A 21,671-nucleotide genomic window follows, 5' to 3' on the forward strand; every position below is an offset into this window, starting at 1 on the left:
GTGCGGTTTTTTTAAGTTTATTTATGTGTCACTTAGCTATTATAGATAGATGGCAAAAGTAACTGTGTTTTATTGAGTAAACGTAACTGAAAACGTCACGGGTACAGTTGTTGTTATACTCTTAAGCCCTGCAATTTTTTGAAGCGCAGCTACGCCTTCAGCAAGGCCGAAAGATTCGGCTTTGATGAGTGTGGGAGCAGTAGTGGATACAGTTAGTGTATCGTCGTTTACTTTACTCGCCTTAATAGAAAATGATGTAGGAACGGCCTTTCCATGTAACATCAAAATGCCATCCACTTTCCCGTTAACAACTTGACCCGCTTGCAGGTTCATCATCGACTCAGGTAAGTTAGCTTCAAACTTAGCCTCTGCAAACTTACTCACGTTAAACAGCATCTCTTGCATTCGCTGATTGCGAATATCAATTGCTGTATTCACTGACGATAAGTCTACCGCCACGGCAAGTTTACCACTGTCAGACAGCGAACCATCAAAGCTATCAAACTTATGTACTTCAGTAACTTGTGCATTCTTAGTTGATAAGAAATGTAGTGCACTTGTCTCGCCGTCTATTGACCAGTCGGCTGCGGCAGGGAATGCTAGCCCACATGCGAGCAATGCTGCAGATAACGTGCGAATACGTGTAGTCATCATAGGTTACTCCTTTTACTTTTGGGTTCCATCTGGCTTGATTTAACCAATGCCAGAGTAATATGGCCCAGCAACATTACTACGCTATTATACGTAGGTTTATTGCACTGCGCTAAGTAAATAGTACGCGCTAGTGCTGATGTGGGTTTACGAAGTCATCATACTGGACTACGTCTTGCCATGGCACCCTTTGATCGCCCATTACCACAAAATCTGGGTTCTCTAGCGAATGACGCTGATTGTAAGTAAGTGGTTCAAAGTTGGCCGCGGCGATACTCCCGCCAGCTTCAGAGACAATGCACTGCGATGCGCCAGTGTCCCACTCGCCAGTAATACCAATACGCATAAATACGTCAGCTTTGCCTTCGGCAATAAAGCAGGCTTTCAGTGAGCAGCTTCCCAATGGAAGCGTTTGATATACGCGCTTGGCGCACATTCTGCTGAGGACTTTTTCTCTTGACTGGCGACGGCTAATCGCAATCATAACCACACTATTTTTAGGGTCGTCTAGCTTGCGAACGTTTATTGGGTGATCGCCATCAGGGGATGACTTAAACGCACCTTTGCCCTTCTGGGCATAATATAACGATTGCCCTGGAGGCCAGAAAATAACGCCGATAGTTGGCTCATTGTTCTCTATTAAGGCAATGTTGACCGCAAAATCCCCGCTTCTGGCGATAAATTCTTGGGTGCCGTCGATGGGATCGATCAACCAGTATCGTGGCCAATGCTTTCGCTCTTCTAAACTTGCGTGTTTGTTTTCCTCTGAGAGGATTGGGATATCAGGCGTTGCGATTTGTAAGCGCTTGTTGATGATATCGTTTGCTAAATAATCTGCGCTAGTAACGGGAGACTCATCGTCTTTTTGATAAGCGTCAAACTCACCTTTATCGTATACCTCTAGCACAGCTTCACCGGCTTCGATGGCAATTTCTTTCGCAAGTTCTAGTAGGTCGGCATGGGCGTCATCGGGCATTGTTTATTGTTCCTTAAACCACTTTTGAGCTAAAAACAGCGCGGCTATACAGCGTGCTTCTACAAAGTCTTCTCGTGCAAGTAAAGCATCTGCTTCGTCTAAAGGCCAGTGAATCACCTCAAGAGGCTCAGGCTCGTCGCCTTCAAGTTGTTTTGGATACAAGTCGCGAGCCAAAACAATAGTCATATTGGCGTTAAAGAAAGTGGGCGCCATACTGACCTTATGAAGCTCTATAAGATCGTTCGCCGCAAAGCCCGCCTCTTCTTGTAGTTCGCGATTAGCAGCTTCAATGGCAGTTTCGCCAGGGTCTATTAAACCCTTTGGGAAACCTAGTTGATACGAATGCGTGCCGGCAGCATATTCGCGAATTAACACCATGGTGTTTTCATCAAGCATAGGCACTATCATTACAGCACCCCGGTTTCCGCCCGCCATCCGCTCGAATTCACGGGTGGCGCCGTTCGAAAACTCAAGGTCTAAGCGTTCTACCCTAAAGAGTTTGCTTTGCGCAACGATTTCACGAGAATGAATGTGTGGTAACGGTTTGTTCGGATCAATTTTTGGCATGTCTCTCGCTACAACTTTGTTATCATACTTGTATACAATTTCTTAGCTTACTTCATTATAAGGAAAATCGCTTGCCCTTTCTGCCCTGGAATGAAATAGAAACTGTACTGCTAGATATGGACGGTACTTTGCTGGACCTTCACTATGATAACCAGTTCTGGCTGCACCATTTACCTAAGCGGTTAGCTCAGATAAAAGGTATTTCTGAGGCCGAGAGTCAAAAGGAAATGAGCGCGCGATATGAGTCAGTGTTTGGGCAAATTCAGTGGTACTGCTTAGACTACTGGGCTGAAACTCTTGCAATGGACTTAGAAAATGAGTTTATGCCGCTGAAGCGAGAGTTGGCGCACTTGTTAGCCCTTCGCGACGATACCATTCCCTTTCTCGATGCGCTTCATGACTCAGGTAGGCAGGTAGTGTTAGTAACCAATGCGCATCCAAACAGTCTGGCACTTAAAATAGAGCACACCCAACTTGATGTGCACATCGACAACCTTATTTCTACCCATGAATTTGGCGTAACCAAAGAGTCTCAGCTTTTGTGGGAGCGACTACAAAAGAGAGTGCAGTTTGATAATAGCCGCACCTTATTTGTCGATGACTCGCTGCCTATTTTGAAAGCGGCACAGACGTACGGTATCAAACATTTACTTGCTGTCGACAACCCTGATAGTACCTTGCCAAATCGCAATATTAGCGAATTCCCAGCGGTACGCGATTACCGTTTAATGTTAGAAGATATCAAGCAGAACCCTGTTGGTGCTGTTTGACCGGACATTTTAAAGGACAAATGCAAATGGTATCTGACACAATTTTTGTAGGCTCGCTAAATCCGGTAAAAATAAACGCTGCGCTCAATACACTTTCCGACACACTAGAGCACGATTTTGACGCCCAGGGCATGGCTGTGCCAAGCGGCGTGCCCGACCAGCCGATGAATGAAGATGAAACGCGCCTGGGTGCTATTAATCGGGTGAAGGCCATGCTAGCTCATCATCAGGGCGGCCTTAATGACGCATGGTATGTGGCAATTGAAGGTGGGGTGGATGTATTTGAAGATGGCCCCGCGACCTTTGCCTATGTGGCGATTTACCATGAAGGCCACTGGTCGGTAACACGAAGTGCGAGTTTGCCCCTTCCAGTGAGCGTTTATCAGGCGCTACAGCGTGGCGAAGAGCTTGGGCCGGTTATGGACAAGCTTTTTGATACGGTAAATATAAAGCAAAAAGGCGGAGCTATTGGGCTACTGACTCTAAATCATGCATCGCGTCAAAGTGTTTACGAAGTTGCGTTGACTCTTGCGATGGCGAAGTTTCATTTTCCAGACTTATATACCGACTAGTCAGGCTAAGTTTCCTCTCACCAAATTAGCCATTACAAAACGCAGCATATAGGCCCTTGGACAAATGTGACCTCTTGAGGGCCGCCTCTTTTTTCCTGAAGTGTTCGCTCTGAAATCTTTACTGCGATAGGTAATCTTTTCTAATTCCAGTTTTATTCTCAGTTTCCATCTTTGCTGTTAAATTGTCTTATGTTGCTGAATATATTGCGAAAAAAAGTTTTTTGCAATTTGGCTTTCTAGTTGCACCTTTAATTTAACTAACGGATTAAGGAGAGTGACAATGAGTGAGACAATTAATACCTACAACCCTGCTACAGGTGAAAAGATCGATCATTATCATTTGATGTCAGCAGAAGACGCCGAACAAGCGGTAACACGTTCTCAAGAAGCATATTTGAACTGGCGCCGAACGTCATTTGAAACTCGCGCTGATTTATTCAACAACCTTGCGGATTTAATGGAAGAGCGCATTGACGACCTTGCTAGTCTAATGACCCGAGAAATGGGTAAAGTAATGGCGCAGGGTAAACAAGAAGTGCAGTTGTGTGCTCAAATATGTCGTTATACAGCAGAGCATGGCGCATCATTTCTAGAAGACGAGCACCGCATTTTTGAAGGTGGTCGTGCGATTATTACCTATCAACCTATTGGCGTTATTCTGGGCATTCAGCCGTGGAACTTCCCGCTTTATCAGGTTATTCGCTACAGCGTATCGAACATCATGGCAGGTAATACGACAGTGCTTAAACACGCTAAAAACGTGTTTGGTATGGCACAAGCCATCCAGCAGATGTACGAAGATGCTGGTTTCCCGAAAAACGTATATCAGTCGTTGTTAATTGATGGTGGTACGGCAAGCGATCTAATCAAGCATAAATACGTGCGCGGCGTTACCTTCACTGGTAGTGATGAAGTCGGTAAACAAGTTGCGAAAGAAGCTGCGAGCCTTTCTAAAAAGACCGTGATGGAGCTTGGTAGTAATGATGCGTTTTTGGTACTCGAGGATGCTGATATCGATCATGCGGTAGAAATGTGTATTCAAGGTCGCGTAATAAATAACGGTGAAACTTGCGTAGCGGCTAAACGTTTCGTAATCGTGGATAGTGTTTATGACGAGTTTAGAGACAAGTTCGTAGCGCAGTGTAAGAAGCTTAAAGTGGGTGACCCAACGGATGAAAACTCTGACCTAGGCCCTATGGCCAGAGAAGACTTACGAGATGAACTTCATGAGCAGGTGAAAAAATCAGTAGAAGCTGGAGCGAAACTTACCCTGGGTGGTGAAATTCCAGATTCTAATGGCTACTTTTACCCTGTTACTGTGCTTGAAGACGTATCATCTGGCATGCCGGCGTATGATGATGAACTGTTCGGCCCTGTTGCGTCGTTAATTCGAGCTCGCGACGATAAACAGGCGATGGAAGTCGCAAACGATTCGCGCTATGGCTTAGGCGGCGGTATCTTTAGTACTGATACTGATAAAGCTGTTGCCCTAGCGAAAGATGAATTTGATACCGGTATGGTAAACATTAACGGGTATTCTCTTGCACAACCGAACTTACCCTTTGGCGGTGTGAAAGACAGTGGTTATGGCCGTGAACACGGTGGTTATGGTATGCGTGAATTCGTAAATATCAAAACCATTATGGTAGCAGAGAACGCTGCGGAGTGATCACTAGTTAAATATAGCTTTTAGCTAGGTAAAAATATCAGCTAAGCAAAATAAGTCACTACAAATGGGCACGTATTACGTGTCCATTTTTGTATGTCCTCTTTTCTATTTCTCTTTTATATTTACATCCTTTCTCGCCTACTACTTAGCCTCCATTGAATAATTTTGTGACCATATCAGGTCTTTTCCTTTGATATGAATGTATAAACCATAAAAAGTGACAAAGGATGGTGGTGATGAAGATTCTACATAGAGCGGTAACCGTTTTAGGATTAAGTGCAGACAAAAAGGGCCGCAACAGATCCATTAGGCGCAAGATGCTTAACAACAAAGCGTATACAGGCTCGTTGACCATTCTAGTTGCTACTGCTGCGCTGGCGCTTTCCTCTGCGGCATTTGCATCGTCTAGTGCGTTGCTTCATGCATCACTGCAAACTGATGTATTACCTCAACCCTCCTCTAAACAAACGAATCATGTAAAAAGTGAGAGCAAAAACACAACTTCTATGGCTTGCGGTAATGTCTCAGTGCAGGTGCTGGGGTCTGGCGGACCTGAATTGGATGATGGAAGAACATCTAGTGCTTATTTGATCTGGGTAAATAATAAAGCCCGCGTGTTGGTAGATGCTGGCAGCGGCAGCAGTGTTCAGTTCGGCGCTGCTGGCGCGTCATTTGAAACCCTTGACGCGATTCTACTTTCCCACTTACACACCGATCATTCAGCAGATTTACCCAGCTTCGTTAAAGGTGGCTATTTCACCAATCGCGAGAAAAATTTATGGGTAATAGGTCCAGACGGTAACGGAACTATGCCCTCAACTAACGCCTACGTAATATCGCTCATTGGCGAGGAGGGCGCGTTTAAATATCTGTCTTCTTATACAATTGATGGGAAAGACGATTACACAATATCGACGAAAAGCGTTGCTAGCGCCACACTAAAGAAACCCTTTGAATACGCAGTCAATAGTGACATTAGCGTTCAAGCTATGTCGGTAAATCACGGGCCTATACCAACACTTGCGTGGAAGGTTAAGGCTAACGGGTGTGAAGCGGTATTTTCTGGTGATACTAACGATAAAGAGGGAAACCTATCGCGCTTTGCTAAAAACGCTGACCTTTTAGTGCTGCATAACGCCATTGACGATAATGCGGGGCGCGTTGCGAAAAATCTGCATATGACACCAACACAAATTGTTGATATTGCCACCCAATCTAAAGCAAAGCGCATTGTACTGTCTCATATTATGAAGCGCAGCGAATCGGGCTTAGACGCGCTTACCGAGGCTATTACAGTCGTAGCCGAAGCTCGTGTGTACGCTGCTCAAGAATTGATGAATATCGAACTGCTTGATGACAACTAGCCGCAGATTTAAGTCAAAAACTTAGCTATGGTAGTTTGTAATAAGGGGCTTGGGTTTTGCGGGTATAACGTTGAGTAGAATGGGGTTATCTAAAAAAATGCAGAGCGTTTGGCTCTGCATTTTTAATTTGGGTGTGCTTAACTCAGGCTAAGTCAGTCAATGCTTAGCGCAAATAGCGCTTTGTGTTAACCGCGCTTTTAACTGTCCTTTCAAGCGTACTTTCAACCGTACTATCAACCGTACTATCAACCGTATTTAGCTTTTCGGGTATTTAAAATTCTGTTCTATTTATTACTGAGGCGCAAAAGGCAGCGGAATAGGCGTGCCGTTAACGCTGGCTTTACCGTCTTTGAGCTCCAGTTTTGTCTCGTAACCCTTTTCGGTTTCTTTTATCAAGCCTTGCTGAGCAAAGGTGCTTAACATCATTGGAGTTTGCTGCTCTACTGCGGCTTCGAGTTCTTCTGCTGACATGTTTTGCGCTTGTGGTGTTGCCATTAATTGACCCATCATATAACCAGACGCTACGCTTTGCGCAAAAGCCTTGTCAGCGACTATTTGTGCATCGGCCATGAGATGGGTTACCCAATAAGCCACATCTTCCATGGTACCGGGCAGCGCATCAATGCCTACTAGCTTAGTATTTGCATGGGCAGTAAACGAGCCTTCAGGCAACGTTGCTTTAAGCGTGGTGATGTTAAGTTCGGGCTCGGCTTTAAGCTGAGGCAGTAGGTTTGCTTCGATAAACTCCATCATTTTAGCGGGTACTTCTTCAGAAGGGACCATTAAAGACGTGTTGCTAAAATCCTGATAAGCCTTGATGAAGTCTACGTCTAAGTTGTTTAGGGCAACACCTAACACCATATCAGAGGCTTCAAGTTCTGGCCCCTTGACACTATCAATGGCGTATTCTACGTACACATTGGCGGTATTGTTGTCATCATCAATGTTAGTGTCTGTAATCAGCGCAATATTTTCTAGCTGCACCGTAGCGCCCGCTTCAAGGCCAGATACTTCCATGGTTTCGATGAGTGCTTCTACTTTAGATTCAAATAACTCACCCTTGAAAGCTTCCATCATGCTGCCGTCATAGGCTACATCCATAGATAAGTTAGCCATTTTCATCGAAAACTCATCGGCGTTGATGCTTAGCGATTCGCCCGAAGATGTATACAAGGTTTGGCCCCCATCTGGCTTAGCTTTACCTGTATAGCCAGAAAATAGCAGGGTAAAGCCTTCTTCTTCATCGGTTGCGCTAAGGGCGGGAATTACATCTTCATAGCTTAGGTCGCCAAATAAACCAACTACCCCTTCATTGTGATAAATGGGCTGTTGCGCATCCCATTGAACATACTCTCTCAATTTATCGCCATCAACAAACACCGTGTAGTGAACGCGACCTAATCCTACACCGTCGCCGAAGTACACCGGGCCGTGATGAGCGACCAAAGTAGCGGTAATGTTGGGGTTTTCGTCTAAAGGCATTTCTGCAGCATCGACATTTTGCGCATTAAAAAGCGCTTGAAAGTCGATAGCAAGTTTGACTTCTGCTTTTGTTGAGAACCAGCCTTTGTCGTATGAAAGGACTTCGGCTGAATACACAGCCTGTTCGTTAATTTCGTTTATCGCTGCGTTAATATTATCTTCAACGCTAGAGCCGATAAAATAAGGGGCAATACCAAGCGCAACTAAAGTAACGCCAGCGCCAGCTAAAAGTGGTTTGTTCATTGTACAATCCTTTGTTGAGTGTGTTTCCTAGTGCCCTGATTTAAAAAATCAGGGCACGCTCTGTGTTAGTAATTCTACTTCGCAGGTTAAAGCTTTATCGGGATATACCCGCTGCTATTAGGTGTACCAAATAAGCGAGCCGCTTGATGTACTTCGTTGGGTAAGCTTTCGTCGGGTTTAAACTTACCGCTAACGCGGATATTTTTCATGTTGGTAGGAATGACCACGTCCATAGATAAGCTTAACAAGTTAGGCTCGCTCACCATGATGCCAATGTCTTTCCCTTCGCAACGAAGTTTCGCTGAGTAAGTACCGAAATCAATGGGCCCTTGAGTTCCCGCAACCGTCGCGTTTAACCAATCTCCTGTGCCATCTAGCGACTCACACGCTGGGCCAAATGTTAGGTCATTTAACGAGACTTTGAAGCGTCCGCCTGCATTTACCGGTAAGGGTAGGCGAACTTGTGCAAGTACTCTATCTACAGGTAGGTACAGCGTAAAGTTCTCGGTATTAATTGTATCTTGGCTGAAAAGCCCTGTGGTGACAGGCCCTTCAAACGCGATGTCATTTTTATCGCGAATATTACCTGCTTTGAGGTCTAGCTTAACTTTGCCCAATAACATGTGAAGTGGGCTGAGTTCCCACTTTAGGTTGTTAACCGGCAATCCGCTAACCACTAGGGTCTGTGCTTTACCAGAAAATAAGGTACCGCTTACTCCGCTTACTGAGACGTTATTTGGCAGTGTTACACGACCAATAACCTGCACTGCGGGCATATACGCAATAGCAAACAATAGGAAGGCAAGAATTCCGCCTATGATCCAACTAACTTTCGACTTCATGCTTTACCTAACTGTAGTCGGCGAATTTTGATATAGCCCGGCGCATCTGCTTCAGCTATATCGGCTTGAAGAATAACTACGCCCATGTTTTCCATGGCTTTAAGCCATTCTAGCACCGCATTAAATGGCGCTTGGTCTACCCATACTTGCAGTTCATCACCTTGAGGCTGCATACGGGAAATAGCAATATCATGTTGGGCAGTTGTTCGGTTCACCGCTTGCGGTAACGACCCCGAAAACGCCCGTTTGTTGCCCGTGCTACGACGTAACTGCTGAGCGCGTGCACCGCTGTCTTTTACCCAAACTAGAAGCGACTGCTGGTTATCAAGCAGTTGTTTTTGTTTGTCTAGCGCAGCGTTGAGCGGCGACCATACTGCAAAATAAAACAGTGCTATCACTATCACCACAGCAGAAATGAGCACTAATTTTTGTTCCCGTTCAGTGAGGGCTTTGTATTTTTCTAAAAGCGCGTTCACAACGTACTCCTTACTGACACTGTACCCACAACGCCATTGTCACGATTATTAATTGCACCCTGTTCAACCACAAAACCCGCGTTTTCAGCGCTGCGTTTAAACTGCTCTAAGGCTTCAAAGTTTTTGCCTTGCGCCTGAATCCGAATTTCTGTGCGGGTAGCGTCGAATCGCAATGTTTGCGGCTTAACGTCGGTGGCTGAAAAAGCCGGTGCTAGCTGATCTAACATAATAAGCATGGATGCATCACCACCGCCCTGCTCTAGCTTGGCAAGCTCGCTTTGCAGCTTTAATCGCACGTTGCGATAGGTACCAATGTTTGGAAACCCAGCTTTAACTGCGCTACTTATTTCACTGCTAAGTGATTGGTTTTGCGACTTCAGCTGATAAAGAGTAACGCCTTTATCTATTAAGCTGGTACACAGTGCAAGTACAGCGAGTACAGCAGCGACACGCCACTGACTTAGCACACCGCTGCGCTTACGTTTAATCTTGTACTCGCCTTGGCACAAATTAAAGCTACTTTGCATGGCTTCTTTGGCCAAGACTTGCATAGGCAATTCAAGTGGGGCCTGTGCTTCTTCAATATTCGGCAGACTGCTTAAATCAATACCTGCGTAATTCGTAATGGTCACAGGTGCTTCTTGCTGCGCAGTGAAGTGTACTAATGTAGGAAGCAGCCAGGTTTGTTCGCCTTGCACCCCTTTAAATTCGTCCTGGCGAACCAATAGTTGCTCACCTAAGGTCAGTACCGACCAGCCGTTTTCTGTTACTGGAACCGCGAGTACATCAGGAATAATGGTGTCGCAGAATAGCTCTGCTTCGCTCAGCCAAGCTTTCCACTGCTCCATTTTTTCATGGCTAACCACAGCGACAGCTTGGTTGTCACCGCGCTTGGGGCCAATGGCGAAAAACTGCTGGCTAATGTCGGTCGCCAATTCGTCTTCTAGCATAAATGGAATTGCAGAGATAATTTTACGCCCAGCTTTAGGCGGTAGCTCTACCCATTTAAGCAGTATCTCACTGCTAGGTGCTAAAGCGATGACGCTTCGCTGACCAGCGCGCTCAGTGAGCGTAGATAAGTCTTCTGCACTAGGTAGTTCACCAGAAGCAATGATCTCGTCTTCAGATTTTGAATAAACGAGCCAGCTTATCGGGTCGGTATAGTTGGCGCCTAAACGCACCAATAATTGTTCCATTAATAGGTTCCCCCAAACTCGCGATTCACAATGCTTACGCCACTATCGGCGCTTGCACGAAACACGGTGGAAAGCTTAAAGGTTGCTTTGTTGTATTGTGTTTTTGTATGCAACATAAAATATTCAGTTTTAACTACAAACCAATCTTGTCGAGAGCTTGTTAGGTTTAGCGCTTGAATAGACGGCTCATTTAAAAATGCATTCTTATCATCCCACCCATTTTGCGGGCGGCTGCTGAGTAAACTCGCAGCTTGCTGAATATCAAGCCCCGTTAGGCCTGCTAACAGTGGTGCATCTTCTTCTTCTAACGTGTTAACGTTTATTTTCAATTCACTGTAATCTGGGATCACGCAAACTAAAGGCATTAAATCGTCTAGCCACGCTGGTGATACTCCGTTAATAATACGCAATTCACTTTTTGATGCCAGTGGTCCGTTGGCCGCAAGGTATGGAAACTCTCTTGACTCATACTCGCTGTCTTCTGCGCCATAGGGGCGCATGCTGTCATCTTCATCTACCCAATCTGCTAAGCTGTCACGCAGCGTATCGGCGGTAAAGTTGTCTAACCCATCAACGTTTAGCGATAGCAGCATGGTGTGAAAGGCTTCCATAGCTTCTGTGGTATTGCTTGACGCGCTGTTTGCGTTATTCGAAGTACTACCCGATGTTATCGCATTAAGATTAAAGCAAGCTTGAAGGTCTTCCAAATTAGCCGTTAAGCCACCATTTTCTAACGGATAGCTAAATTCTTGTGCCCAAGGTTGGTCAACAGAAATAACCTCAGGGCTTTCTTCTATCAGGGACTGAATTGACTTGCGCGCAAAAGCTTCGGCACCCATGGCGTACCAGTACGCCTGATTATTGTCTTTTAAATTCGTAGTGCGCTGTACTTGTAGCTGTAGTCGCGTGCCCATTTCTGTAGCCAATACGGCCACCAATGCCACAATCATTAGAACAATCATCAGCGCTACACCCCTTTGTTTAGCTTGTGGGCTAGACAGTTGGCGCATACACGTCGCTGTTCTATTGCGCTTATGATTTTTTAAAAGTTGTGTTTCTGTGTTTGGCATTATGACGATTCACCCGTGGTTAAGGTGAACTCCCTTCTAATTTTGCCAAAGTCTTTACTTACAAACTCTATTGCGACTGCCCGCGGTAGTGCCGTACCTTTGTAGTTTTCACTCCACGACAGGTCTTCGTCTTCATTTAACGAACCGCTGTTAGCTGTGGCAAGAAATTCGATTTTAAGGCTTTCTATATCTTCTAACAGCACACGTACTTTTGGCTCATAGCCGATGACATTATCCACATAGTTGCTGTAAAGACGTTCTAACTTGTTTTCTTGGAGCCTGTAGGCAACGAATTGTAGAGTACTTCTTGGCAACATTAACTGAGGATTGTGCCAACCGCCTCGCACAAAACCAATACCATCATCATCGCTGTCGTCGGTTTCTCCACCGGCCATTACCACATCTTGCTTTTCACCGTTTACACGAGTCGCGCGGGGCACTGCTTGTTGAAGATCTCGTTCAATGGTGATCATGGCCCGCTGTAGTAATTGGAGCTTAGCAAAACGCTCTTCAGAAATATCATTGCTGTCGATAACGGTGGTAAGCAAGCCCGTTGATGCCAGCCCGATAAGGGTAAATATGGCCATGGCAATCAGTATTTCTATAAGCGTAAATCCGCGCTGCATACTAGTTCCCCGCCGTTGGCTTAGCCACAAAAGTGGTGACCGATGTCACTGAGCTTTCGTAGCTTTCGTCTTCGCCTACCGAAACGGTAACGGCACGTAAGTCGTTATCGTTGGTCTTCGCGACGGTTTGTTGCCAGAACCAAGTGCGGTCAGCCATCTCCATCGTGCCCTTTAAATTATTCTTTGGAGGCCAGGTAGTATCAAGTTGAAGCTGGTTAAGGCGATTGCTCGCTACCCAATTGGCAAAAGTGACAGACTCTATTTGTCCAACGCTAGATAAATGCTCGCCAGCGGCTTTAAGTACCGCTGTGCCTGTTAACGCAAATATAAGCAGGGCCACCATAACTTCAAGTAGGGTTAAACCACGTTGATTATGGGGTTTGTTAGAGGCACCGCTTGTTTTGGATATACTCACCGTGGCTGTGCTTATAGTAGGCGTTTTCATAGTGGGCGCTTTCATAGTGGGCGCTCCAGGGGCCCTTCAAGCACTAAAGGCGGTAAGTCTTGGTTTTGCAGGCTGAAATAGACAGGGTCGTCGCCTTCATCGCCTTCGTAGTTAAACGATACGGTAAAGGGCGTGATCTCGCCGCTCGACATAATCAGCACTTGTGGTGGAGGCAGCTTTTTCTCTTCTTCGTTACCTATTTCTACCCCTTCGTCAGAAACACTGAGGTTTTCGTCGAACAAGTCTCTGTCAAAGAGTCTATCTTCCACGTCCCACGGTAGGTCGTTTAAATTTAACGTGAAGGAAAAAGGTTCGGGTAACGTGTAGGGCTCGTAGGTTTTTTCCCCTTCAATACGCTGCCACTCATCATCGTCGTCTAAGTAAACGAAGTAGTATTCGTTTTTGTCGGCTTCAAAACGTACACCCAGCTGTTGTTGATTTAATACCGCGAAGTCGCTGGCCATATCAATAATGACCTGTAAGCGTTGGGCTTGGGTCTTTAATAGGTCTGACTTACTTGCGCCGAAGGCGTTAAACATAACGTAACCTGCTGCCAAGCCCATAAGCAGCAGTACCAGCATGACTTCTAACAAGGTAAAGCCTGCTTTATAAGCCGATGTACTGCCGCGGTAGCGCATATAGGTTAGTTCAAGTATTCGTTGATGTTCCAGTTACCAATGTCGTCATCAGTTCCCGGTTCACCGTCTGGCCCATTAGAGAAAATATCCACTACGCCAAGCTCTCCTGGGCTGATCAGCGCATATGGGTTGCCCCATGGGTCTTCAGGCAGACGCTTGATAAAGCCGCCTTCAGGATAGTTACGTGGAATAGGGTCGATAGTAGGTGCCGTAACAAGCGCATCTAAACCTTGTTCTGTGGTTGGGAAACGGTTGTTGCGTAGCTTGTACATTTCAAGCGCACTTTCCATTTGCTGAATGTCTACTGCGGCTTTTTTAAGCTGCGCTTCTTCTTGGTTACCCAAGATTTGTGGTGCAACCATCGATGCCATAATACCGATGATAAGAAGTACGACCATGACTTCAATCAAACTGAAACCAGAACTGCGATTAAGTGTTTTCATTAAATATTCACCATGTTGTTCAATGCTAAAATTGGTTGCAATATTGCCATAACGATAAACAGGACAATACCCGCCATCGATACAATAAGTAAGGGTTCAAATACCTTAAGTGAGACACCAATAAGCGCTTCAAATTCCCTATCTTGATTATCTGCAGCGCGAGCTAGCATTTGCTGTAGCTCGCCAGACTTTTCACCTGATGCAATCATGTGCATCATCATTGGCGGAAACATTTTCGTGTTGTCTAGCGCGGCGCGCAAACTGGAGCCTTCTTTAACGTTCACTGCCGCATCGGCTACTTGATTTTTAATATGCTGATTTTCAAGCACATCACCTGAAATACGCATCGCTTCAAGTAGCGGCACTGCACTGGCACTTAATATACTTAAGGTACGAGCAAAGCGGGCCGTATTTAAGCCTCTTGAAACTTTGCCTATTAGAGGCAGGGTTAAAAGTGCTCTGTGATAGCGCAGCTTCATGTGCTTTTGCTGCAGTACACGCTGAATAATAACAATAAGTATGCCTATGCCAATTAGCATAAATAAACCGTAGTTCTGAAGCCATGTACTTACAGAAATAAGAAACTGTGTGATGCCCGGCAAGTCTTGCCCCATGTGGTCAAACTGGCCAACAATTTTTGGCACTACCACGGTTAAAAGCAGTAAGACGATACCCATTGCAAAGAACAGCATTAACGATGGGTAAATCATCGCTTGAGTAATTTGGCTGCGGGTTTGCTGCCTGCGCTCTGTGTAATCGGCCAGTCGGTTAAGCACGGTATCAAGGTGACCGGATTTTTCACCAGCTGCAACCATTGCGCGGTATAGTTCGTCAAACACACTAGGAAATTGTGCAAGCGCGTCGGCAAGGCCGTGACCTTCCACAACTTTACTGCGCACCGCCATCATCATGTTCTTCTGGCGAGGCTTTTCGCATTGTTCAGCAACCGCTAGCAGTGCCTCTTCTATGGGAAGAGCGGACTCTACCAGCGTAGCAAGTTGGCGTGTAAGAAGCGCTAAATCCGATGCTGAAATACGCGGCTTAAACAAAGAAAAAGAAAAGCCTTTGCCTTCGCTTTGCGAGCGCTCTGCAACTTGCTCTACTTCTAAGGGGATTAAGCCTTTTTCGCGCAGCTGTTGGCGTACCTGACGTGCGTTATCGCCTTCAAGTACCCCATTTGTATTCTTACCGCGGGCATTAACCGCTTTGTAAGCGAATGCCGCCATCTAGTCTTCCCTCGTTACTCGAAGCACTTCTTCTAAAGAAGTTTCTCCAGCTAGTACCTTGCTGCAGCCGTCTTCACGGATGCTTGGAGTAGAAGTTCTGATGTAGCGTTCAATAGCTTGTTCGCCCACGCCCTCGTGCATCATTTCACGCACTTTTTCATCAACTAATAAGAGCTCATGAATACCGGTACGGCCACGATAGCCAGTTTGATTACACGCTGCGCAGCCGTGCGGTTTATAGATGGTAGTCTCGCTTGTTGCGCTCTGACCCAGTACTTCAAGCTCAGAAGCGTCTGGTGTATGTGGCTTTTTGCAATCTGGGCAAAGAGTACGTACTAGTCGCTGTGACAGTACGGCCAATAAACTCGAAGACAGCAGGAATGGCTCAATCCCCATGTCTTCTAAACGAGTAATAGCGCCTGCTGCAGTATTAGTATGCAGCGTAGACAGTACCAAGTGACCGGTTAAACTGGCTTGAACCGCAATTTGGGCGGTTTCTATATCGCGAATCTCACCCACCATTACCACATCAGGATCTTGACGCAAAATAGCGCGGAGTCCGCGGGCAAAGGTCATATCCACACGAGGGTTAACCTGAGTTTGACCAATGCCTGGTAGGTCAAATTCGATAGGATCTTCAACCGTTAAAATATTTCTGTCTCGCGAGTTTATTTCGCTAAGACCTGCGTACAGCGTGGTACTTTTACCAGAGCCTGTTGGGCCGGTAACCAAAATAATGCCGTGGGGCTTTCTAATAAGAGACGAAAAATGGTTTCGGTTTTGAAGCGTCATGCCCAAATCTTCTAGATTCAGGCGCGCATTATTTTTATCTAGTAAACGCAGAACTACGCGCTCACCATGACTCGAAGGCATGGTAGAAACACGAACATCTACAGCACGACCGGCGATACGAAGCGTAATACGACCATCCTGAGGCACCCGTTTTTCGGCAATGTCTAATTTTGCCATCACTTTGATACGGGACACCAACATAGACGAGAGCTTACGGTTAGGACGCAAAATTTCGCGCAAAACACCGTCTACGCGGAAGCGAACAACAAGCTGATTCTCGAAGGTTTCAATGTGAATATCCGACGCGCCTTCTTTTATCGCTTCGCCTAACATGGCGTTGATAAGCTTGATGATAGGCGCATCATCTTCGCTATCTAACAGGTCTTCAGTGTCAGGCAAGTCTTCGGCAAGAGCGAACAAGTCGCTTTCGTTGCCAAGGTCTTCCATTAGTTGTTTAGCTGCAGAACTATCGCGCTGAAACGCGCTAGTCAGTAAGTTTTCAAACTCGTCAGCGGGTATGGTTTTAGGTACAAACGGTTCCCCGTAGAAGCGCCGAACTTCGGCGAAAACGTCAAACGGCGTATTCTCGGTAAAATACAAAACTGCCGGCGTCTCGTTGGTTTCCAGCAATACTTGGTTGCGCTTTGCAAAGCTAAACGATAGTTGCTTAGGACCGGCCTCATCTTCGGGTAAACCGGCCTCTTCACCCATAGCTTCTAGGGCCTCTTCTTGAGCCTCCAGCGCTTGAGTAAGTTGTTCATCCGCCATACTACTCGTTACCTTCTTTTTGTTTCTCTTTCTCTAGAAGATATTCTTCAAATGAAGGTGGTAGTTCTAGTGCATTGTTCCACTCAGGCATACTTGGCGTTTCAGCCGATGGCATTAGAGACACGCCTTCTTGCTGACGCTTCAGCTGTAGCGCACGAATATAGTTGTATTTACGGTGACTGATTGAATTCATCGTAGCGCCATCGCGTACAATGGTTGGTTTCAAAAATACCATTAGGTTGCGCTTGCGCTTGCTGGTCGATGTGGTTTTAAACAAGTGACCAAGTATCGGAATATCACCTAACAAGGGTACCTTAGAGACGCTTTCTTGTACGTCCTCATCAATCAAGCCGCCCAGTACAATAGTACCGCCATCGTCAACGATCACGGTGGTTTTGATTTCACGCTTGTTAATTGAAATATCTACTGAGGTTGCACCGCTTACGCTCGACACTTCTTGTTCGATAAGAAGCTGAACCGCGTCGCCTTCGTTAATTTGAGGCGTGACTTTTAACTTAATACCCACTTCTTGACGGTCGACCGTTTGGAATGGGTTAGAGTTGTTCGCGCCTGTAGTTGTACCTGTAATAATGGGCACTTCCTGACCTACAATGAAAAACGCTTCTTCGTTGTCCATAGTGGTAAGGTGAGGCGTGGCAAGAATATTGGAGTTGGTGTCGGTGCTAACCGCTTGTACCACTGCGCCCCAGCCATTTTCGATAACACCGGCGATTAGACCGTTAGCGCCACCAAGTAAGCTTGCAAGTGCAGTAAAGTCTCCTTCGATAGTGTCCGTTGATTCAACCACTTCACCGTTGGCAGTGATGTTTGTCTGCGTGGTTTCTCTATCTTCAGCCTGTCGCAGTGCTACGGCCAAAGAGCCGACGCCTATAACGCCGTTATTGAACTGTGTGCCGCCGCCCTCTTCCGAGACCCACTGTACACCTAATGTATTGCCGTCACCCTCGAAGACTTCAACGATAATGGCTTCAACCTGTACCTGCGCACGACGAATATCCAGCTGACGTACAACCTCTTCTAAAGAGCGCATCATATCCGGCTCTGCGGTAATAACGATGGCGTTAGAATCTTCGTGTGCGTCAATGCTGATTTCGCGATTTGAGCTTGAGCGACGTGATGTGTTAGCACTGCCTTGCTCTTCTGCTTGAATGCTGGCTGATACGCCTTGGAGTACCTTAACCAGATCTTCTGCTTTTGCGTAGTTAAGGAACAATACGCGAGTGTTGCCGTTAGACTCAAGTTCTTGGTCCATGCGCTGAATAAGGTTAATAAGGCGCTGGCGGGCTTTAACGTCGCCACTTACGATAACCGAGTTAGTTCTATCGTCAGCTACCACGCGAGGCTCAGACTTTGCACCCGTATTCGCTTTGCCTTGAGACTTATTAATGCTTTCGATAATTCGCACCATTTCAGATGCTGACGCATAACGAAGCTTTACGATTTCGACTTCTTCATCGCCTGCGCGGTCTACGCGTTCAATGATTTCCACAAGACGGTTCACTACCGCCGCACGGCCTGTCAACATCATAACGTTTGATGGGTCGTGACTTACCACGTTACCGCCACCTGCTTGGTCATTAAGCTGTCGCAAAATAGGCGCAAGCTCACGCACTGGCACGTTATATACTGGTACTACGCGGGTAATAAACTCATCACCGTCTTGTTGTGCGCCTTCCACTACTGGAATATTTGAGGTTTTCGCGTCTTTAGAGCGTACAACTTTCAAAATACCGCTTGGCATTTCAACCACAGCAAAGTCGTAAACTTGTAGTACGTTAAGGAAGAATTGATAGTACTGATCTTCATTGAGCATATCGTAACTACGTACGCTAATTTTGCCGCGTACGTTTGGATCGACAATAATGGTCCGCTCAAGGTTCTTACCAACAATATTGATGAATTCATTGATGTCAGTATCTTTGAAATTAGGCATGTATTCAGCGGCAGTCACCGAGAAACACAGAAGCGCCGTACACATAGCTGTGCCTAAGCGAGATAATAGTTTATGGCTAGTGCGCCTTTTCATTCTAACTTCCTTCATTTCCTAACATGTCGATGGCTGAATTGCTTGTCAGTTACGTGCTGACCTCTACACAAACGCTTACTAGTAAAAAGCGAGCCGTTACCGTTTTAGTTGTTGTTACGCCTCGGGTAAATCTAAGTAGAGCGTGGTTAAACTGCCATCTCGAATAATCGTTAATTCTATATTTTGTGCGTTGCGTAGCTCAGACAAAGCCTCTTGCGATTGTTGCAAGTCGGTAAGGTCTAGCCCGTTAATTTGGTTAATAACATCGCCAGCCTGAAGCCCGGCCGATTTGAATAATTCAGGCTCTTTACCAGGACTAACCTGGTAACCAATAAGCTGGCCTTCCTCGGTTTTCGGCGATATCGAAATAAAGTCTGTAAAGCTAGCTGGCCGCTCACGAAGTGCCGCAGTTGCCTCTAATGCTTCTTCGCTAAGCTCAACGGTGTCTTCTTCTAACTCTTCTGGCTCAGGTCGGTTTCTTGCCTGCATCTCACGGCGTCTATTCGCTTCATCGTAGTCGATGCCGTCTAGCATAAGGGTCTCGTTTCTTACCCCGTTTTTGATAATGACGCGATCGTTATACACTTTCTGGAGTGTAGCATTCGTACCTTCAATTTTTTCGCCTAAACCATATACCGCTTGGCTTCCTCGATTTTCGATGATAGCCGTACCAGCCTCTTGCTCTGAACTTGCTACCACACCCGTTAAGGTAAGGTTCAAACGCGTTTCAGGGGCGTCAGTTACTTCGGCTACGGGCTCAGCAGGTTTAGCTGCCGCATTACCAAATAAATTCAGCTGTTGTATTTTCGCTATGTTGACCCCACTTTTGCCTGATGACGATGAAATAACCGGAGCACGGCTTACTGTGGGTGTCGCAGATAGTTGAGGTTCAGGTATAATTCGCCACACGAGTTTGGCAGCAAATGCAATTAAATACAGGCTAAGCAGAACCACTACTATGGTATGTAGCTGTTTTTGATGCTGGCCTAGATAAACAACCAGAGATTGTGGATTGGGTTTATTGAATGTCATGCTGCCACTAATGGTACTGCTTTATTATAATATAGTGAATTTTTGGTTAACCGCGCTTTAGCAAACCCATAATAGCCTAGTAAAGGTGAGGGTCAAACACTAAAGCCGCACCATTACGAAATTATTACATGAGCCAATCGGAAAGTAACAATACACCACAAAATGTTAGGCTGGACAAGTGGCTATGGGCTGCAAGGTTCTTTAAGACGCGCGCCATTGCTAGAGACATGGTGCAGTCGGGAAAAGTCCAGTACAACGGGCAACGGGCCAAACCTGGTAAACATGTAGAGCTTGGGGCCATGGTTAAAGTTCCCGCGGGATGGGATGTTCGCGAAATAAAAGTGCTAGGCTTAAGTGACAAGCGTTTGAGTGCGCCATTGGCACAAGCACTTTTCGAAGAAACGGCTGAAAGTGTAACAAAACGTGAAGAAAACCAGGCTGCACGAAAAATGAGCGCTTTTCACAGCCCTAAACCAGATCATAGACCTGATAAAAAGCAGCGACGACAGATTATTAAATTTAAGCAGCAATAGTGTGCTGCTCAACAGGATCATTTATGAGCGATTTCGATAAATTACACCGCTTCCTATTTACCCAAGCTAATGTTCGAGGCGAGTTAGTGCGCCTTGATGAAAGCCTTAAAAACATAGTGCATAGCTATGAATATCCAGTGCAAATTCAAACTTTGCTTAGCGAAATGGCCGCGGCGACGTCTTTGTTAACGGCAACGCTAAAGTTTAAAGGTGAGATTTCACTTCAAATTCAAAGCAAGGGCCCGGTCAGTTACGCAGTATTAAACGCCACGCACGAGCAAACATTACGCGGAGTAGCGCGTTGGGATGAGACGCTAGATACGCTGCCAGATACTTTTTCGGAGCTGTTGTCTCAAGCGGTGCTAGTGATCACTATTACACCAGATGAAGGCGAGCGTTATCAAGGTGTAGTAGCCTTAGATAAACCGTCTCTTGCTGAATGTATTGAAGGCTACTTTGCACAGTCAGAACAGCTTGCAACTAGCGTGCACCTAATGACAGACATGAGCAATCCTAAAAATGCGAAAGCGTCGGGCGTGTTATTGCAAGTATTACCTACCGATGCAAGCGCAACTGACGTGTCGCAGGCCAATGAATTTGCACACATTTCAAAAATTACCGAAACACTGACCAAAGAAGAGATGTTCTCTTTGCCGGTAGAGGACATTTTATACCGTCTCTATCACCAAGAAGACGTGGAAATGTACCCGGCAAAAGACGTATCGTTTGCATGTTCTTGTTCAAAAGAGCGCAGTGCAGAAGCGCTTCGTCATGTAGAAAAATCGGAACTTCACGCAATTATAGCGGAAGAAGGCGCGATAAAGATGAACTGTCAGTACTGCCACGCAGAATACCGATTTGACAGTATAGACGTTGAAGCCATTCACAGCGGCAACTTTGGCGTATCCTCTTCAAATCAGTAGCTATTTGTATTTGGGTCAATCAATGATTTCAGGCGTAAGCCACATAGCGAATCATGACATCTACACAAGCACCACAGAAAAAAGCACTTCTTATGAGGTGCTTTTTTATGCTAAACACACCCAGGAATAATTATCATACTTCACTTGTGGTCAAAAAGTGTTCAGTAGTAAGTGTTTAAGTTTTCAACGACGTGTTGTCGGCTCCTTTTTTAACTTTAATCGAAAGCTTTCATTTCGACTTTCAAAAAAATTTACACGTTTTTTATTTTGAAATTCATCGATCATTAAAGCCTCGCTACGCATATTTTATGCATTTATAT

The 21,671-nt window shown here is 45.8% G+C and carries 22 protein-coding genes; 6 read left to right on the forward strand and 16 right to left on the reverse strand.

Going from position 1 to position 21,671, the window contains the following annotated elements; genetic code table 11:
• Window positions 1–69 precede the first annotated feature (69 nt).
• From V7R55_RS18600 to nudE, 3 genes are all read right to left on the reverse strand, one after another.
• Complete coding sequence (locus V7R55_RS18600) at window positions 70–654, reverse strand: YceI family protein (RefSeq protein ID WP_334060792.1); 585 nt, start codon at window positions 652–654, stop codon at window positions 70–72.
• 127 nt (window positions 655–781) lie between these two features.
• Window positions 782–1,627 (reverse strand): 3'(2'),5'-bisphosphate nucleotidase CysQ, encoded by an 846-nt coding sequence (gene cysQ, locus V7R55_RS18605; RefSeq protein ID WP_334060793.1) that lies wholly within the window; start codon window positions 1,625–1,627, stop codon window positions 782–784.
• A 3-nt stretch (window positions 1,628–1,630) separates the two neighbouring features.
• The gene (gene nudE / locus V7R55_RS18610) at window positions 1,631–2,194 is read right to left on the reverse strand and encodes an ADP compounds hydrolase NudE (protein ID WP_179985011.1); all 564 of its coding nucleotides are present in this window, start codon (window positions 2,192–2,194) and stop codon (window positions 1,631–1,633) included.
• 71 nt (window positions 2,195–2,265) lie between these two features.
• Here nudE and yrfG point away from each other — a divergent pair, with 71 nt between their 5' ends.
• The 4 genes from yrfG to V7R55_RS18630 all read left to right on the forward strand — a co-directional run bounded on the left by yrfG (window position 2,266) and on the right by V7R55_RS18630 (window position 6,569).
• The gene (gene yrfG, locus V7R55_RS18615; RefSeq protein WP_334060795.1) at window positions 2,266–2,964 is read left to right on the forward strand and encodes a GMP/IMP nucleotidase; all 699 of its coding nucleotides are present in this window, start codon (window positions 2,266–2,268) and stop codon (window positions 2,962–2,964) included.
• A 20-nt stretch (window positions 2,965–2,984) separates the two neighbouring features.
• A complete protein-coding gene (gene yjjX / locus V7R55_RS18620) occupies window positions 2,985–3,536 on the forward strand; it encodes an inosine/xanthosine triphosphatase (RefSeq protein WP_438823609.1) in 552 nt (183 codons plus the stop codon).
• Window positions 3,537–3,816: 280 nt separating this feature from the next.
• Window positions 3,817–5,205: an NAD-dependent succinate-semialdehyde dehydrogenase gene (locus V7R55_RS18625; protein WP_334060799.1), complete on the forward strand. Its 1,389-nt coding sequence runs from the start codon at window positions 3,817–3,819 to the stop codon at window positions 5,203–5,205.
• A gap of 236 nt (window positions 5,206–5,441) precedes the next feature.
• Window positions 5,442–6,569, forward strand: coding sequence for an MBL fold metallo-hydrolase (locus tag V7R55_RS18630; protein ID WP_334060801.1), 1,128 nt, complete (start codon window positions 5,442–5,444; stop codon window positions 6,567–6,569).
• Window positions 6,570–6,860: 291 nt separating this feature from the next.
• On the opposite strand, the gene V7R55_RS18635 is transcribed toward V7R55_RS18630, so the two are convergent.
• The 13 genes from V7R55_RS18635 to gspC form a co-directional block, all read right to left on the reverse strand.
• On the reverse strand, window positions 6,861–8,294 hold the full coding sequence (locus V7R55_RS18635) for a YdgA family protein (RefSeq protein ID WP_334060802.1): 1,434 nt from the start codon (window positions 8,292–8,294) through the stop codon (window positions 6,861–6,863).
• Between the two features lie 86 nt (window positions 8,295–8,380).
• A complete protein-coding gene (locus tag V7R55_RS18640) occupies window positions 8,381–9,136 on the reverse strand; it encodes a type II secretion system protein N (RefSeq protein WP_334060804.1) in 756 nt (251 codons plus the stop codon).
• Window positions 9,133–9,612: a type II secretion system protein M gene (locus V7R55_RS18645; protein ID WP_334060806.1), complete on the reverse strand. Its 480-nt coding sequence runs from the start codon at window positions 9,610–9,612 to the stop codon at window positions 9,133–9,135. The genes V7R55_RS18640 and V7R55_RS18645 overlap by 4 nt, the downstream gene beginning before the upstream one ends.
• A complete protein-coding gene (gspL, locus tag V7R55_RS18650) occupies window positions 9,609–10,808 on the reverse strand; it encodes a type II secretion system protein GspL (RefSeq protein ID WP_334060808.1) in 1,200 nt (399 codons plus the stop codon). Before gspL ends, V7R55_RS18645 begins: the two co-directional genes overlap by 4 nt.
• A complete protein-coding gene (gene gspK / locus V7R55_RS18655; protein WP_334060810.1) occupies window positions 10,808–11,818 on the reverse strand; it encodes a type II secretion system minor pseudopilin GspK in 1,011 nt (336 codons plus the stop codon). Before gspK ends, gspL begins: the two co-directional genes overlap by 1 nt.
• A 59-nt stretch (window positions 11,819–11,877) precedes the next feature.
• Entirely contained in the window at window positions 11,878–12,504 is a 627-nt protein-coding gene (gene gspJ / locus V7R55_RS18660; RefSeq protein WP_334060812.1) for a type II secretion system minor pseudopilin GspJ, read from the reverse strand.
• A 1-nt stretch (window position 12,505) separates the two neighbouring features.
• A complete protein-coding gene (gspI, locus tag V7R55_RS18665) occupies window positions 12,506–12,964 on the reverse strand; it encodes a type II secretion system minor pseudopilin GspI (protein ID WP_334060814.1) in 459 nt (152 codons plus the stop codon).
• Window positions 12,961–13,587 carry a type II secretion system minor pseudopilin GspH gene (gspH, locus tag V7R55_RS18670; protein WP_334060816.1) on the reverse strand — a complete coding sequence of 209 codons (627 nt, stop codon included), beginning with the start codon at window positions 13,585–13,587 and terminating at the stop codon, window positions 12,961–12,963. Before gspH ends, gspI begins: the two co-directional genes overlap by 4 nt.
• A 5-nt stretch (window positions 13,588–13,592) precedes the next feature.
• Complete coding sequence (gspG, locus tag V7R55_RS18675; RefSeq protein WP_012520130.1) at window positions 13,593–14,030, reverse strand: type II secretion system major pseudopilin GspG; 438 nt, start codon at window positions 14,028–14,030, stop codon at window positions 13,593–13,595.
• Window positions 14,030–15,256 carry a type II secretion system inner membrane protein GspF gene (gspF, locus tag V7R55_RS18680; RefSeq protein ID WP_334060818.1) on the reverse strand — a complete coding sequence of 409 codons (1,227 nt, stop codon included), beginning with the start codon at window positions 15,254–15,256 and terminating at the stop codon, window positions 14,030–14,032. Before gspF ends, gspG begins: the two co-directional genes overlap by 1 nt.
• A complete protein-coding gene (gene gspE, locus V7R55_RS18685) occupies window positions 15,257–16,816 on the reverse strand; it encodes a type II secretion system ATPase GspE (protein WP_334060819.1) in 1,560 nt (519 codons plus the stop codon).
• A 1-nt stretch (window position 16,817) separates the two neighbouring features.
• A complete protein-coding gene (gene gspD / locus V7R55_RS18690; RefSeq protein WP_334060821.1) occupies window positions 16,818–18,863 on the reverse strand; it encodes a type II secretion system secretin GspD in 2,046 nt (681 codons plus the stop codon).
• A gap of 114 nt (window positions 18,864–18,977) precedes the next feature.
• Window positions 18,978–19,895, reverse strand: coding sequence for a type II secretion system protein GspC (gene gspC / locus V7R55_RS18695; RefSeq protein WP_334060823.1), 918 nt, complete (start codon window positions 19,893–19,895; stop codon window positions 18,978–18,980).
• 128 nt (window positions 19,896–20,023) lie between these two features.
• On the opposite strand from gspC, the gene hslR reads away from it, so the two are divergent.
• Together hslR and hslO are read left to right on the forward strand one after the other, a co-directional pair.
• On the forward strand, window positions 20,024–20,428 hold the full coding sequence (gene hslR, locus V7R55_RS18700) for a ribosome-associated heat shock protein Hsp15 (protein WP_334060825.1): 405 nt from the start codon (window positions 20,024–20,026) through the stop codon (window positions 20,426–20,428).
• A 23-nt stretch (window positions 20,429–20,451) separates the two neighbouring features.
• Window positions 20,452–21,351 (forward strand): Hsp33 family molecular chaperone HslO, encoded by a 900-nt coding sequence (gene hslO, locus V7R55_RS18705; protein WP_334060827.1) that lies wholly within the window; start codon window positions 20,452–20,454, stop codon window positions 21,349–21,351.
• Window positions 21,352–21,671: the final 320 nt, after the last annotated feature.

Origin of the sequence: Alteromonas sp. S005 (assembly GCF_036864475.1) — a bacterium.
GTDB lineage: Bacteria > Pseudomonadota > Gammaproteobacteria > Enterobacterales > Alteromonadaceae > Alteromonas.